13 protein-coding genes are annotated in these 16,192 nt (G+C 45.7%); 11 read left to right on the forward strand and 2 right to left on the reverse strand.

The window, feature by feature from the left end; genetic code table 11:
- Positions 1–22: 22 nt before the first annotated feature.
- From A6049_RS03905 to A6049_RS03935, 7 genes are all read left to right on the forward strand, one after another.
- Positions 23–2,332 carry a class I SAM-dependent methyltransferase gene (locus A6049_RS03905; protein ID WP_063563360.1) on the forward strand — a complete coding sequence of 770 codons (2,310 nt, stop codon included), beginning with the start codon at positions 23–25 and terminating at the stop codon, positions 2,330–2,332.
- Positions 2,329–2,916: a histidine phosphatase family protein gene (locus A6049_RS03910; RefSeq protein ID WP_063563361.1), complete on the forward strand. Its 588-nt coding sequence runs from the start codon at positions 2,329–2,331 to the stop codon at positions 2,914–2,916. Before A6049_RS03905 ends, A6049_RS03910 begins: the two co-directional genes overlap by 4 nt.
- 38 nt (positions 2,917–2,954) lie before the next feature.
- A complete protein-coding gene (locus A6049_RS03915) occupies positions 2,955–3,908 on the forward strand; it encodes a class I SAM-dependent methyltransferase (protein WP_095205952.1) in 954 nt (317 codons plus the stop codon).
- A gap of 21 nt (positions 3,909–3,929) precedes the next feature.
- Entirely contained in the window at positions 3,930–4,622 is a 693-nt protein-coding gene (locus tag A6049_RS03920; protein WP_063563362.1) for a 3'-5' exonuclease, read from the forward strand.
- Positions 4,615–4,989, forward strand: coding sequence for a hypothetical protein (locus tag A6049_RS03925; RefSeq protein ID WP_063563363.1), 375 nt, complete (start codon positions 4,615–4,617; stop codon positions 4,987–4,989). The genes A6049_RS03920 and A6049_RS03925 overlap by 8 nt, the downstream gene beginning before the upstream one ends.
- A 180-nt stretch (positions 4,990–5,169) precedes the next feature.
- The gene (locus A6049_RS03930) at positions 5,170–6,171 is read left to right on the forward strand and encodes an ABC transporter substrate-binding protein (RefSeq protein WP_063563364.1); all 1,002 of its coding nucleotides are present in this window, start codon (positions 5,170–5,172) and stop codon (positions 6,169–6,171) included.
- Positions 6,172–6,382: 211 nt separating this feature from the next.
- The gene (locus A6049_RS03935) at positions 6,383–7,927 is read left to right on the forward strand and encodes an AraC family transcriptional regulator (protein WP_240321301.1); all 1,545 of its coding nucleotides are present in this window, start codon (positions 6,383–6,385) and stop codon (positions 7,925–7,927) included.
- A gap of 297 nt (positions 7,928–8,224) precedes the next feature.
- Here the strand turns inward: A6049_RS03935 and A6049_RS03940 are convergent, their stop codons facing one another.
- On the reverse strand, positions 8,225–8,893 hold the full coding sequence (locus A6049_RS03940) for an SOS response-associated peptidase (RefSeq protein ID WP_063563365.1): 669 nt from the start codon (positions 8,891–8,893) through the stop codon (positions 8,225–8,227).
- Positions 8,894–9,147: 254 nt separating this feature from the next.
- The gene (locus A6049_RS03945; RefSeq protein WP_053779906.1) at positions 9,148–9,525 is read right to left on the reverse strand and encodes a VOC family protein; all 378 of its coding nucleotides are present in this window, start codon (positions 9,523–9,525) and stop codon (positions 9,148–9,150) included.
- A gap of 251 nt (positions 9,526–9,776) precedes the next feature.
- Here A6049_RS03945 and A6049_RS03950 point away from each other — a divergent pair, with 251 nt between their 5' ends.
- The 4 genes from A6049_RS03950 (at position 9,777) to A6049_RS03965 (ending at position 16,123) form a co-directional block, all read left to right on the forward strand.
- On the forward strand, positions 9,777–12,047 hold the full coding sequence (locus A6049_RS03950) for a putative PEP-binding protein (protein WP_063563366.1): 2,271 nt from the start codon (positions 9,777–9,779) through the stop codon (positions 12,045–12,047).
- A 104-nt stretch (positions 12,048–12,151) separates the two neighbouring features.
- Positions 12,152–14,089 carry an LTA synthase family protein gene (locus A6049_RS03955; protein WP_063563367.1) on the forward strand — a complete coding sequence of 646 codons (1,938 nt, stop codon included), beginning with the start codon at positions 12,152–12,154 and terminating at the stop codon, positions 14,087–14,089.
- A 181-nt stretch (positions 14,090–14,270) separates the two neighbouring features.
- Entirely contained in the window at positions 14,271–15,278 is a 1,008-nt protein-coding gene (locus A6049_RS03960) for an LLM class flavin-dependent oxidoreductase (protein WP_063563368.1), read from the forward strand.
- A gap of 113 nt (positions 15,279–15,391) precedes the next feature.
- Positions 15,392–16,123 carry a metallophosphoesterase family protein gene (locus A6049_RS03965; protein WP_342671809.1) on the forward strand — a complete coding sequence of 244 codons (732 nt, stop codon included), beginning with the start codon at positions 15,392–15,394 and terminating at the stop codon, positions 16,121–16,123.
- The last annotated feature ends 69 nt before the right edge of the window (positions 16,124–16,192 follow it).

The following is a 16,192-nucleotide window of genomic DNA, read 5'->3' on the forward strand; positions in this document are numbered from 1 at the left end:
GGATAACGAGGTGAAGAAATTCATGCTGAACGCATTAAAGGCCATGCAATCTTACAAGTCAGGCCATCTCCCGGAGGGGGAGCAGCCACTGTGGCTGCAGCTGCTGGCAGCGGCAGAGCAGCCGAATATTAACCTGGAACGCATTCATTCTATAGCTGAGCTGGAAGGCACGAATCCGGTACTGGATTACGTAGAACGCACACTCCAGGTGCTGGAGCAGCTTCAAGTTTCTTTTTGGATGCGAGAAATTCTGGAGGATGTGCTGGTCTGGTCGGAAACGGCAAAGGCAGGATCACCGAAACAGCGGCGAAAATGGCAGAAACAGGGGGTTAACCTGTTCGTGCACAATGTGGGTTCAGCACAGGTGTATGACATGTACGGAAGTATTGGACATTTGCATGGCAAGCAAGGACATCGTGAGGAGAAACATTCATCTCGATTGGAATCCCCGAGTGATTTATCAATTGATGATCCAAGTGGTAGTACACAAATTGTGCAAACAGCATATGGTTCACTCCCACCTCGGTATGAGATCATTCGTGCCCTTATTGCCACACACGGACTTATTGGTCAGTACATAAGAGGAGAAATCCCCTTTGCCGAAAATGCCCCACTGCACTCGTTCATAACGCAAGGGTGGCTGACGGCAGATGAATTGCAGGCCATCCTGATCGCATTAAATGAATGCATCATTGCTGGCGTTGATCCATCGCTTTGGAATCAAGTTCAGGCTGAAGTGCAGCGTATCGTAGGCTGGATCATTACAGAGCCGGATCATACGGACTGGAATGTGAAGGAGCGGTTGTCACGCTTACGGAGCTCCTCTATACGTCAAGGAGAAGCGATAGATGAAGCATATGCCAAACTTCAAGCCCAGCTTGAGATAGAGAAACTTCTCGCTCCTCTGGCTCATCGGACCTTATGGTATGTGGAGTCAGCGATGCATGATTTTTCGTTGCAGGAGATGGTTAAGATCTTCCTTTTGACGCTGCATAGTGAAGCTATGGTGTTATCTGTAGATGATTTGATTATGAACAGCACAGGTACAGGCATAGTAGCCGACGAAGAAGCAGTGGGCTCAAATTCGACTTCGCAGGAGCAACAATTGGATGTGGTAAGGCATATCAGCTTCGAACCTTTAATGAACACGATGTATTACGATTACAAAGGTGTCAAGAAACTGAATATTTACAAGAAACGAATGATTGAAAAGTATTTGGAGCAATATTCGTGGGAGCAGATTGAAGCAGGTGAGACGATTACTTACCCTCATCTGACACATCGGATTGAACGGCACCCGGATTTGAGGGATACGGTATTTGTGACATTTGAATTTTCGCCAGCGGCCGAGAAGCTAATTGCTTTTTGTATTGAAGCAGAAAAGTCTCCGTTATACGAAAAGGCTGTGCTGTTGTTATTTGACCTGTTTGGACTCCGTCGGGATGCGTATGATCGGTTCCATAATGAAGAGACGTATCTGGCCGACATGAACAGCTCAGGTGATTACAAGAAAGTACTGCTGGATTACATGGTTGGCAAACGTGTGCTCGATATCGGTCCCGGCGGTGGAATATTGCTCGATCTGATTGAGCAGGAACGACCTGAGTTGGAACCAATCGGCATTGATATTTCAGCGAATGTCATTGAGGCGTTGGAGCGCAAAAAGCAGCGGGAGGCACATCGCTGGCAAGTATTGAAGGGAGATGCTCTTCAACTGGATCAATACGTACAGTCAGGCACGGTGGATACGGTTATTTTTTCATCCATTCTGCATGAACTGTATTCGTATATTGAACGTGACGGACGAAGCTTTAACAGCGATACGGTCGTTGCTGCGCTGAGAAGTTCATTTAACGTGTTGTCACCCGGGGGCCGGATTCTGATTAGGGATGGTATCATGACTGAACCCGAAGCGCAGAAGCGTCGAATTCGTTTCCTCGAACCGGATGGGATGCGATGGTTGGAGCGGTATGCGCAGGATTTCCAGGGACGCAGCATTGAATTTGAGCAGATCTCTGAGGACGAGGCGGTGCTGGATATTAACGATGCTATGGAATTTCTGTACACCTATACATGGGGCGAAGAAGCATATGTCCATGAGATTCAGGAGCAATTTGGCATATTTACCCCATCGGCATATGAGCACTGTATTCGCGAAGCGCTGGGTGAGCAAGCCGAGATTATTACATTCAGGCACTTTCTTCAGGAAGGATATACGGAGGCGCTTGGAGAACGAATTATATTTATGGATGAACAGGGTCAACCTGCACCTTTGCCAGACAGCACTTGCCTAATTGTGATTGAAAAGAAGAAAGGAATGGCGGACAGATGACGAATGAAGCCAACACGGCTTTATATTTTGTAAGGCACGCGCAGTCTGAATATATGGAAGGGCAGGAACGCGAGCGAGGTCTGACGGAACAAGGAAAAAGGGATGCGGCGACCGTCGCGGGTCTGCTCCACCGGGAGCAGATACAATCGTTTTATTCCAGCCCGTATAGACGGGCCGTGGATACGATTCAGGGGTTGGCTGAAGTGTCAGGTGGCATTGTGGTCACCGAAGAGGATTTGCGTGAGCGTGAGCTGTCAGGTCCTGAAGTGAAGCATGAACATTTTCGGAAAGCCAAACAAAGGCTCTATGATGATCCTGCATTTGCTTATTCAGGTGGAGAATCCGGTGAAGTCGCTGGGGCGCGGGCAATCGCTGTTATACAGCGAATTCTGGAAAGGCATGCGGGACAAAAAATAGTGATTGGCACCCATGGGGACATCATGACCCTGATTTTCAATTATTATGATCCGTCCTATGGTTATGACTTCTGGGCAAACACAACGATGCCGGACATCTACAAACTGGAGTTTGATCGTGATGGTAGGTTGGTTCAGGTAACACGATTGTGGGAAGAGCAGGTGTAGTTTCTCTAGGTAACACGTTCTAACGACGTTAGGAGGCGATGATACTGAACCTCAAGTTGGTAGAGTCCTTTATGGAGCAACAAATCCGTTTTAATGACAATAAAAGTTTATTTTATAATGGAGGCAAGTCTACATTAGGGCCATCTCCGCGAACGTTGTGCTGGCTAATGGAATATCGCGCTCAAGTGGCAAAAGCATTAGAACGTATTTTTACAGATGGATTATTGAATCATTTTACAATTAAACTAGCAGAGCAAGGAGTCCGCCATTTTATCCAGGTGAACCAGTTTATGCAGTTTACGAGCAATGACAAGTTGAAATTGGCAGAATTATATAAAGATCAATTTATGCGGATCTGGTCTCTTTTGCAGAATGAGAGGGCAGAGGAAGAGGTATTACAGCAATTTTTCCAGAAGCATTATCAACAGTTAAGAACATTTCTAATACAGACCAATGGCGAGGAATTGTTTAAAAAATATACAATTGATCCACTTCTGTTCTGGGTGCCTTGTGAGGAGTATTCGGCGGATCTGCAGGTATCCTGGCTCGGCTTGGATATAGAGCACCTGCATCCGCCGGTGCTTGATCTTGGCTGCGGCCCGCAGGCCAATTTGGTCCATTTTTTACGTGGAAAAAAGATAGAAGCTTATGGGATGGACAGACAGGTGGAGGAATCGGAAGAGCGGCCGTTTTTGCGACGTGTGGGCTGGATGGAATCTTCTTTTAAACAAGAACAGTGGGGGACAATAGTATCCCATTTGGCATTCTCCAACCATTTTACACATCATCATCTCAAGGCAGACGGCGAACCGGAAGTATACGCTCAGAAATATATGGAGCTTTTAAGAGCGCTAAAACCAGGAGGTTCCTTCTTCTATGCGCCGAGTGTTCCTTTCATAGAGTCATTCGTAAATCAACTTCCCCAGTACTTTGTATGTCGAAGCTGGATAACACCAACACAGCAAATGACGCGAATTACACGGCTGGACTAGATGAAAAAGGGGGAGAGCCAAATGAAGATTACGTTTATGCCGGATAAGTACACTGTTGAAGAGCTAAAAGTCCCTCACTTGCAAGATAGGATGTACTGCATATTTGATCTAGAGGGCACAGGGATTAATCCGGCAGAGGAAAGTGTGACCCAATTTGGTGCAATGAACTACAAAAAAGGAGAATCATTAGATTTATCGTTCACTTCACTTGCATGTGCCTCTAAACCGATTCCGGAAGCGGTCGCGAAGTTAACGGGTATTTCAAATGAGGATATGATCCAGGCTCCCTCATTTGCAGAAGCATACCAGGCTTTTCTGGAATTCATCGGGGATAAGGTATTAGTAACGCAGGCGGGTTATGAGTATGATTTGCCCATATTGAAACGACATTGTGATATGAATGGGCTGATGATGTTTTCCAATCCGGTGTTGGATATAAAAGCGATGTTTACATATATTCATCCTGAAATCTCCGAGGTTATCTCTACCGATTTCCTGATCCGGTATTACGAGCTAAATACAGACGGAATTCACAGGCATGATGCCTTGGCCGATTGTAGTGTGATTGCTCGTATATTTGAACATGTCCTGAATGAATATCAGGCTCTTGCATTGGATCATTTTACCTCGGATGGGAAACATGTGATGAAGCGTTTTGTGATTCCTGAGATGTATTTGACAGCGTCGAATGGAGGAGGGAAGCCAGATGAGTAGAGTGGATGCAGATAAATTGCTGGCTGATTTGAATGCGGGGCTGATGATTAATCAGCAGACATTCGAAGGACTGGAAGTGGAAGCCTATCTGGATCAACGGGATGCTTCCGAATTTGCCGATGAGTGGATGCAGGCATTTGAACGGTTTGCTCAGAATTCTGACGTCGTGGAAGAAGAAGTGCTTCGTGTTTGCAGGGAACTGGCTTTCAAACGAACGATTGCTCTTGCGGGCGATCCGGAACTAGCAGGATATGTCAGTGATGATATTGGTTTGATTGGTGCTGTTCTATTACAGGATGAAATGCAGAATTTATTTGTTAAGCAATTACTTGAACGTTATCAACAAGGTACATTACCCCTGCGTTAAGCGGGGGTGACGGTTGTATATTCTTTTCGTTTGTATAAAAAAATAGCTTCGAATGTGTATTGTGAGTTTTGCACAGCATAGGGTACAATTCATCTAAGCATTGAGTGAGAATGATAATCATTATTTATAAAACATGTTCTCACCGATACAACAACAGATTACATAGGGGTGAAGGGTATCATGGTAAGGTTCAGTAAAGGCTTCAAAGGGTGGACGATCATACTGCTACTCATGGTTGTAGTAATATCGGGCTGTAGTGCAAATTCTGAGTCAAAAGCAGAACAGGCTCCTGCATCTGAGACAACGGTTTCGGATGGCAGTACATCTGAAACAACAGAAAAAGAAGCAGAGACACGTGTCGTTCAGGATGAATTCGGTGATGTGACGATCCCGGTGCATCCGCAGCGGATTGCTGGTATCTATGTGGAAGATTATCTCAAGGCTCTCGATATCACACCTGTAGTACAGTGGTATAATCCGATGTGGGGTGTGCAGGAATATCTGGATCTGGATGTGCCTCAATTCGATACTACAGGTAGCATTGAGGCTTTGTTGGAGTATGATCCGGATCTCATCATTGTGGATGGTGGAGCGGACATGGAGAAATACGAGATGTATTCAAAGGTGGCACCGACGTATCGTCTGCCTGAAGATATTTTGCAGGATTCCAATCAAATCTTGACGACTATTGCCGATGTTGTCGGTAAACCGGACAAGGGTAAAGAAGTTGTTGCGGCATTTGAGGCCAAGATTGCAGATGCTAAGGTGAAACTTCAGGAAGCCGTTGGGGATGAGACCGTAGCGGTTGTCCGATTGAATATCAGCAATAATACATTGGCATTGTTCGGTGTGAAAAATCGATTTACCGGATTTATTTATTCGGAGCTTGGTCTAACACCTCATCCATTGGTCGGCAACATGGAAGAATATCAGGAAATCCTGTCCGAAGAGGCTTTTCCAGAGCTTGATGCGGATCACATTATTGTATTTCCATCCAATGGAGAGTGGTCATCTCCAGAGAACAAGGAAGCTTTGAAGGTGCTGGATAGCAAGTTGTGGAAATCTCTCCCGGCAGTCAAAAACAACCATGTGTACATGATGGAAAGATCGTATTGGCAATCAGGTGCGATTACGGCAAACACATTGAAGATTGATGATCTCTTGCAAAAAATGACGCCATAAGCCTTTTCCATAAGAAAGTTCTTCCCTCAGGGTTGAAGAGCTTTCTTTTTTCGTTTACACTGTTGTAAATGATAACAATTCTCAATTAAGGAAGATGAATATGTGTCCCACGATTGTACAACTGATTCCCAAGCCCTGGTTATGCATGCTTCAACATATGAAATACATGGATTATAGCCAAGTCGATATCGCCAATAGGCAGACATATAACATGACATCATCACACGCCCTTTTCGTAGTGACGGGTGGGCATGGCTCAATAGATTCTTTGGATAATAGGGACACTCGCCTGGAAAAAGGGATGATTCTGTTTGTTCCGGCAGGACGTACCATTGTGATTGTAGGCTCCAGTGAGTTGCAATATTACAGACTTGAACTGATGGTAGCTGAGGTAAAAGAAGATACGTCCAGTAGGTTGAGTATAAGAGACGAAACGGCGCAACAAGGGCTTCCAGTCTTGATTTCAGATCCAGATCGGTTGCCTCTTATTGAGCTGAATTATAGTCCATGGAGTTCCTGTCTGAAATCGGTAGAACAGATATCGCGTGGGCAGACTGCTCATGATTGGCTGGATCAATGGGAGATGCAACTGCGTTTCCAGGAGTGGTTCCGAGTGCTGCTTCGGCAAAATGATCCCGAGATTGAATCGCCGGATGACCGTGCTCGGCTTCAAAGCTCGATTCGTTATATTCGCGAACACTATGATCAGCCCATAACAGTTGACGATCTGGCAGCAGAGATCCGGCTTACCAGATCCAGTTATACCCGACAATTCAAGGAGATCACAGGCAAGCTTCCGCTTGATTATGTAAATGCTGTACGATTGGAGCATTCCAAACTGCTGTTACAGATGACCGATGATCGCTTGCATGATATTGCACAGAATGTGGGATTTAATAACGAGTATTATTTCGGCCGCCGATTCAAGCAATATGCAGGTGTTTCACCAGGGGTATATCGGCGCCATTACCGTCAAGAAGTACGTGTGTTTGCACCGTATCTAGAGGATTTTGTACTGGCTCTTGGAATAAAACCCGTGTTGCAGTGCTCCCATCGCTCATGGGGCAGGCAGCATTATTTGGGAATGGAAGATATCCCTGAATTCGATGTTACTCGGATAGATGCAGGTTTTAATGAAACGAATGTGCCTGAATTTATTATGTTGAACGACGGGTATAAACGCTGGAATCTGGATCGGTTTGAGCAAGTAGCACCGACGTTTTATATGGAGCACGAGGGTGAGGACTGGCGTTCCATTTTGAAATCCACAGCGGATGTGCTGGGAAAGGTAAGTCGGGTGCAGGATGTAATAGGTGATTATGAGGAAAAGGCGCAGGAAGCCAAGAAACGTTTGACACGTCATATGCGTGGCCAAACCGTCGCTTTTTTGCGTATTTCTGCATCGGAAATTACACTCTATGGAAATCAATACGGTTATGTAGGACCTGTGCTGTATCATGATCTCGGATTAACCCCGCATGTTCGTGTTCAGCAATGGGCGAGTCAAAGTAGAAGAATCGGTATTGGGCTTGAGCAGCTATGTCAGCTTGAGGCAGATCATCTCTTTATCACATTTGATAATATGGATTCTGCCTACCCCGGAGAGGAACGGAAGCTCCTGGAGAGAGAGGAGTGGAAACGGCTGCCTGCCGTAAAAAGTGGTCACGTATATGAGGTGGATTTTATGACCTGGATGAATTATGGTGTTATATCCCATGGGAAGAAGATCGATGATATATTGCGATTTATGGCCTGAATTAGACTTGAGTAATGTAAAATCTCCTGAACCACTATACTTCCAAGGTAGTTGCATTCCCAATCCTTTTATTTCATTTTTTTCTTTTTCTTGCTCTTAACAGCATTTAGCGAATTGACGAAGGCAGTTGTCTTGTTTTCGATCGCACATAATCGCTGACATGGCTGAGAATAAATCAAAGGCGTGGTCGCCTGACAACCAGAATAAGATTATGGAAGCATTAGAGCTTAATGATATATCTCAATTAATTCATTATGAAAAGGAGCAGAGGGATAATCTCGCTGCTTCTTTTTATTCTTAACTGACCTCATTGATCAATTCCTCGTTATTATTTCTCACATTACCTACTGCAGAATCCACCTTGTATGCTATCATTTCATCGGCATCATGCGGGCTGAGAAGCCTCAGAACGCTTTCCTTGTCTGATTCCTTGTTTAGCCAATCCGCTTCATCTTGCGGCCGGAGAATGACTGGCATACGATCGTGGATGTCCGCCATAAGACTGTTAGGTTCCGTAGTAATGATAGTGCAAGTTGAAAGCTTGTTATCTTCTGGATCAATCCAAGTATCGTATAGGCCAGCAAGCGAGAAGATGGAGTCATCTTTCATTAAAATCCGCATTGGTTGCTTTACGGATCCATCCTTTTTCCATTCATAAAATCCCGAGCATGGGATAATACACCGCTTGGAACTGATCAGGCGTTTAAAGGCTGGTTTCTCTGTGAGTGTCTCTGCACGGGCGTTAATCATCTTATTGCCTATTTTTTCATCCTTGGCCCAATTAGGAACTAGACCCCATCGGAGCGCCCCCAATCGATTACCGTCTTTGCTACCGATAATTGTCGGGATGAATTGCATAGGCGCAGCGTTGTAATTAGGTTTGTACTCAAATCCTTCAGCAATAGAAGCATAGTACCTGTCCATAATTTCTTCGATTGGATTTGTAATCGTGAATCTTCCGCACATATCGAAGCCTCCTTTAAAACGCTATAGTATGTAATTTAACTCAAATCTTTAACGTTAGAAACGGGTAATATGTGGAGTTGCATAACCAATTAAAATTAATTATGCAATAAATCACGTGGAATTTACTGCGAAACAACATGGGAAAACAGCAACGTATGCAGGCAGGTTTGCATATGAGCAAAATATATAGAAAAAAGCCTGTTCACTACTGAACGGGCTTTTTGGTGTGGTATTACTCAGGTGATCCAGGAGATTTAGTTTTTCTCCATAACAGCAAAGTAATTGTTTTCATCATCTGCAAAGTTGAATACTCTTCCACCAGGCATCGTTACAATCTCGCCAACCGTAACTTGTTTATTGGATAAGTGAGTGTAAAGTTGATCCAGGTTATCTGTGAAAAGCATAAGAGATGGTGTGCCAAGGTTTAATTCAGGGGACATTTTGGCAACGAATTCTTTGTCGTGCAGGATAATGGTGGTTTGAGCATCCTTCACAGGAGCAATCTCGATCCAGCGCATTCCATTCCCATTGACTTCGTTAACGATATGGAAACCTGCTTTTTCTGTCCAAAATTGAAGAGCCTTATCCTGATCATTTACATACAACATAATTTGTCCGACTTGAGTAAACATTGATTTACACTCCTTATATACGTAGTTGATCATGGTTGAAGCAGGTATGCCTTTGGATGTAGCTTTTTAGTTTGAGTCAAGCTTTATATTACCATATATGAGCACCTGTCATACAACTTCAATTCAAGCACAAAAAGAGGAAGCATATGTCCTTGACTGCCGCATTGCGACATACCATTAGATAAAGGACAATTCGAGCCAACGAATTGCCTTTTAAGCACAGCCATGTAATGGCAGATGGGAGCGCTGTAATGACGAAACGGGTAGTTCTATTGGAAGAAGGTACGGCAGAGATGAAAGGGCTAATGGGTATTAAAGGGGCTGAACTTGCGGCGTTGCTCCAGGCAGGTTGGCCCGTTCCGGCCGGATTCATTGTAACAAAGGAAGGCTGTCGCGCATTCTGTACCCGTCTTGCACATCTTTCAGCTGAAGGAACCCAAGAGATTGGCAGCGCAATTCAGCATCTTGAGCAGCAATCCGGCAAATTCTTCGGCGATTCCTTAACACCGCTGCTGCTTTCCGTCCGGTCAAGTGAATCGAGTTCCCGTAATACGGCATCCCATGCTTTGCTTCATGTAGGACTGAATGATGTGACGGTGGAGGGGCTCGCTAAGCAAACGAATGATCGTCAGTATGCCCTTAATTGTTATCGAATTTTATTACAAGATTATGGTCAACTGGTGTACGACATTCCGTATGATCTATTTGAAGAAAAATTGGAAGACATCTCGATACTCGATGAAGCGAATCTAGAATTCACCATCGCGGAATATAAACGTTTAATAGAAGAGAGAGGACGTCATCCGTTCCCTCAGGATGTGCAGTTACAGTTAAAACAAGTGATGCGTGCAGTTTCTGATTCACAACGTGTTATAAGGCCCAACTCCCAACAAGAACTTCTTCGTAATCCTTCTCATTTCTCCGATGAAACTCAAGGAGCAGCTGTTCTTATACAGGTGATGGTCAATGGCGAGCGTGGTGACCGCAGCGGGTTCGGAACGGTATATTCTCGTCATCCAGGTACCGGGGAACGAGGTATGACAGGGGATTACATTTCAACTGATGCTTCTCGGCGTTCAAATGAAGGACTGGATCAACTGCGGAATGAAGAGTCTGAACTGTATGGTCTTTTGCAGGATGCTTGCGGTTATCTGGAGTCCCACACGAGAGAAGTACAGGAGATTCAATTTGTTGTGGATTCTGGGACCTTGTATCTTGTGGAAATTAGTGAAGCAAGGTTAACCTCACAGGCGACGCTGAGGAGTACTGTAGATCTTGTGGATGACGAGGTAATCACCAAAGAGGATGCCATATTACGTATCCAGCCTTGGCATGTGACGGAATTGCTGAAAGCATCTTCAAATTTATCATCCGAGTTACAGCTCCTACTTGAATGGGCAGATGAAATGAAGGGGCTTACAATACTTTCGAATGTGGATCATCCAAAGGACGCCGTGAAGGCCCGCTCGTTAGGGGCTGAGGGCATTGGATTGTGTCGGACAGAACAACTGTTGTTGTCTGCTTCGAGATTTCCTTTTGTTCAGAAAATGATTCTGGCAGACAGCGAAGCAGAGCGCAAACGTGGACTGGAACGTCTGTTGCCGATGCAACAGGCTGATTTTGAACAACTCTTCGAAGCAATGGATGGTTATCCGGTAACCATTCGATTGCTTGATCCGCCGCTGCATGAGCTGCTGCCTGATATTGAAAGGTTAAAAGAACGACGTGAGCAGTTGGCTCTCAGGAAATTAGAGGAAAATAACACCGAAGTGCAGGAGCTTGAGCGTGTCATTCGCAGGGTGCTGGAATTGCATGAACAATATCCGTTGCTAGGACAGCAGGACTGTCGACTGGGAACTGTGTTCCCGGAAATCTACGATATGCAGCTTGAAGCTATTTTTCGTGCAGCGGTGAAGGGCATCCGCCAAGGGTTATGGGTGCGGCCTGAGATTATGATTCCTTTGGTGGGCCATGCCAATGAACTTCAAGTCATGAGAGATCTGGTGGATCATGTAGCGGACCAGGTGCTTGGAGAGGAGAAGCGTCACTGTCTTTACAGAGTGGGAGCACGAATTGAAGTTCCTCGAGCGGCATTGACTGCAGCTCCCATCGCGCGTCATGCGGACTTCTTCTCGTTTGGCACCGATGAGCTGACACAGATGACGTTTGGTTACAGTCGTCATAATACGGAGAAGCCATTCCTTCATTTTATTGAGTCACAACGCTCACTGCCCAGCAATCCATTTCAGGTACTGGATATCGACGGAGTGGGGCAGTTGGTGGAGATGGCTCTCGTTCAGGGCCGAATTCGGAAACCTCATCTAAAAGCAGGCATCTGTGGCGAGAATGCAGCCGATCCGGCTTCCATTGCTTTTTGCCACCGGATTGGTCTGGATTATGTGAGCTGTCTGCCAGAACAGGTACCGCTTGCCCGTATCGCTGCCGCACAGGCGGCACTCCTTGCTCAGAAGCAGGACCCAAACGAAAACAGGCAGGATGGCGATATATCGACGATTGCGTAATGTTTCCATATCCCCTCATGGAATACCAACCCTAAAACTGTTATACTGAAATATGCGTTTTGTAAAAGGAACGTAAAAATTTCAGATAAGGGTTGAAAGCGACCATGTTTAATTCCAAAAATGAGCGGACCTCATCACGGACTTTATTTGCCGTGTTATTTATTCTTATGCTGCTGAAGCTGTCGCTTTTGCGGTATTTCTTTTTCCAGGGTCTGTCTGGCATCGGTTTCGTTACTGACGCATTGGGGGCCCTGACAGTGGTATGCATCCTCGATCTGATCGTGCCCAAAGGGTGGAAGCGTTCAGTGTACGCAGGTTTTAATGTGTTGTTCTCGCTGGTATTGTTCGCGGCGACACTTTATAACGTACATTTCAGTTCGGTTCCCACATATACGGCACTCAGCGAACTGGGCCAAGTCGCCCAAGTGAGGGGCAGTATCGGGCCTTTGGTGCGACCTGAGCACTTCCTGTTTTTTGTGGATATCGTACTCGCTCTGCCCGTATGGTTTATCTTGCGCAGTCGACGTGCCTCAGCTCGTAACAGCAGCTATCGTGACAGTGGACTCCATTTCGGCAGAAGCCGGAGACGGTATTGGGGCAAGTTGGGTGTAGCCCTTACGGCTGCTTTTTGCATCGTGCTGTCCGGCAGCTTCATTGTCAAAGGGGAAACCATTGATAATGAATTGGTTCGTGCCGAAAATCTGGGCTTTCTGAATTACCAGGTGTCATCGGCGATTCTGACGAGCAAAGAGAATGAAGCCATTGCGAATGGCAACATTAACGAAACCATCGACAAGATTAATCAACTGGTTAGCAAGTATCCGTATCAGGATAAGTCTAGTCAAGACACGGCTATTAAAACCAAATATTTTGGTCAGGCCAAAGGAAGCAACTTGATTGTCCTCCAACTGGAGTCATTTCAAAACTTCCCGATTAATGCTTCTCTCAATGGTCAGGTACTAACCCCGGTTCTGAATGATCTGGCCAAAGAAAGCTATTATTTCTCTCATTTTTTCCAACAGATCGGACAGGGAAATACATCGGATGCTGAGTTTATGTCGAACACATCCATCTATCCAACCGGAGTTGTACCTATGTCAGCAGGGTATAGTGACCGTGATCTGCCAAGTCTTCCGAAACTGCTTGGGAAAGAAGGATATGAATCTGAAACGTTCCACGTTAATGACGTCACCTTCTGGAACCGGAACAAAATGTATCCGGCGCTTGGATTCAATCGGTACTTCGACAAACCCAGCTTCAAGAATGATAAGTTTAATGATTTTGGACCATCGGATGAGGAGCTATATCGTGTAGGTGTGGAAAAAATGGCTGCGCATCAGGCTGCTAATCAGCCGTTCTATGCTCAATTCATTACAGCATCCAGCCACTCGCCGTTTACGGTTCCGGCGGACCGGGCGAGAATTACCATCCCGGCCACTATCACCAATACGTTACTGTGTGATTACCTGCAGGCGATCAATTATACGGATTATGCAGTAGGTCAGTTGATCGATGAACTCAAGGCAAATGGGTTGTGGGATAACACAACACTCGTTATATATGGTGACCATTTTGGTCTGCCGGCAAACGATGAGATTACTCAGCAGATTCAGACCAATCTGGGCGTGCCCTATGACGGTAAAGTTAGTCGTTTCAACATCCCGCTCTTGATCCACACACCGAAACAGGCGAAAGGTCAAGTCATAGAACAGCCTGGTGGTCAGTTGGATATTTTGCCAACGGTGATGAACTTGATGGGTGTCTCTTTGAAGGAAGAGAAATTCACAGCCTTTGGACACGATTTGCTTAACATGGACCATAATGCGTTCGGTATCCGGTATTACTTGCCGACAGGTTCATTTGTGAACAATGACATTATGTTTATTCCGGGTGCGGGCTTTGATGATGGAACAGCCTACTCGTTAAAAACGTATGAACCCGTCACGGATCTTGAACCGTATCGTTCTGACTATGAGCACGTGCTCAGCTTGATGAAGCTGTCTGACGAGTATGTGAAGCTGTTACCCAAACGTGCACCGTAATTGAATTTTTAAATGTATGAAATACTATAACGTCACTGGCTCACGAGCTGGTGGCGTTATTTGTTTATTCATCGTAAATCGAAACGTGTAATGAAAAGGAGATAACCTTTGAAACTGTAATCAATAATGTTACAATGGAAGATGCAGCCACTAACGCAGATGACGAAAGGAATGAATATAGATGAAACTTAGTGTACTTGAACATGGACATATTAATGAAGGACGGACGGCACAGGATACCCTTCGGGAGACGGTAACTCTTGCCAAACATGCGGATGAACTGGGCTTCTCCCGCTTCTGGATGTCGGAGCATCATGGCAGCGGGGCACTGTCATTTTCCAGTCCGGAAGTTATGATTGCACACGTTGCAGCACATACCGATCGAATTCGCGTAGGTTCAGGAGGCATTATGCTGCCCCATTACAGTGCATATAAAGTTGCCGAGAACTTTCGTTTGCTGGAAGCACTACACCCTGGCCGAATCGATCTTGGCATTGGTAGAGCACCGGGCGGCATGCCGATTGCCAGCAGGGCTCTGAATGAAGGAAAGTCATCGAATGTGCAATTCTTCCCGCAGCAGATTGCCGATCTGGGTGGATACTTTCATGAACAGCTGCCGGAAGATCATCGTTTTGCATCCTTAGTAGCCGGACCATCCGTACCAACTGTTCCCGAAGTATGGCTTCTCGGCTCCAGTTCCGAAGGTGCACGAATTGCTGCAGCACAAGGGACCGCTTACGCGTTTGCCCAATTTTTCGGAACGCCGGGTGGAGAGGAAGCGATGAAGCATTATCGCAGACATTTCAAGCCTTCTATCCTGAATGACAAACCACACTCCATGATTGCGGTGTCGGCATTCTGTGCAGAGACTGAAGAAGCAGCCGCTGAACTGGCTCGCAGCAATGAATTATTCTTCCTGCGGCTTGGCCGGGGTCTGGAGCAGAACTCATTCCCATCCCTGGAAACGGTGAACAACTATCCATTTACGGCCATGGAGATGGAACAGATCCGTCAACGCCGTTCTTTTTCCATTGTAGGTACACCGGATCAGGTAAAAGACAAAATTACGGCAATGGCTGAACGTTATGAAGCGGATGAAGTTATTATTGCATCAGCGATTCACTCATTCGAGGATCGTTTGCGTTCATTCAGCCTGATAGCGGAAGCCTTTGGTATAAAGCAGGATTAATCGGTACTGAACGGGAATTAGTATTCTGAAATGGCTGGAGCCTTGCTTAGCAAGGTTCCGGTTATACTCTTGCGTGATCAGGGAGAGGAGAGATTCACATTCGCAGATGTGTCATTAGTGATATTCATGGCTGTTACGACGAATTCAATGCTCTGCTTGAGCAGGCAGCATACGATCCGGAGCAGGACGAGCTGATTTTGTTAGGTGATTATGTCGACCGCGGACCGAAGAGCAAAGAGGTCGTGGAACAGATTATGCAGATGCACGAGCAGTACAATATTATTGTGATCAAAGGAAATCATGATGCGATGATGGTCAAGGCGCTGAACCATGATGTCGAGGACTATGACAAACACTGGATTCGTAATGGGGGCTTACAGACGCTGGCCAGCTATGTTGAGGTTTCTTTGGATGATGAGCAGTTGGACTGGGATGTTTATACTGAAGCCAAACAGCGGCTCCGTACACACTATGAGCATCATCTTCGTTTTTTGGAACAGCTTCCCCTTGTATACGAAATTCCTGGTTATATCTTTGTACATGCCGGGATTAATCCGGATGTGGAGGATTGGCGGACTCAGTCAGAGCGTGACTTCATTTGGATTCGGGAGCCGTTCTATTCAAGACCAACATCGCTCAAGGAGACCGTGGTATTCGGTCATACTCCAGTCAAAAATTTGCATAACGAGCCAGGTGTCTGGTTTGACCCCAGTGGAGACAAGATTGGCATTGATGGCGGATGTGCTTATGGTGCTCGATTGAACTTGCTGGAGATCAGCGAAGACGGGAGTCTACAGACTCTTTTTGTGAAAAGAGGAGAGACCCGTGAGGGTCCCGAGGTTTAATCCACGCGGCGAATTTCAAATAAATCTCTTTAAACAAAAGTATAAATTAAATCCCGTTGAAGCTCTAAC

It is taken from the genome of Paenibacillus sp. O199 (assembly GCF_001636635.1).
In the GTDB taxonomy this organism is placed as follows: Bacteria; Bacillota; Bacilli; order Paenibacillales; family Paenibacillaceae; genus Paenibacillus; species Paenibacillus marchantiae.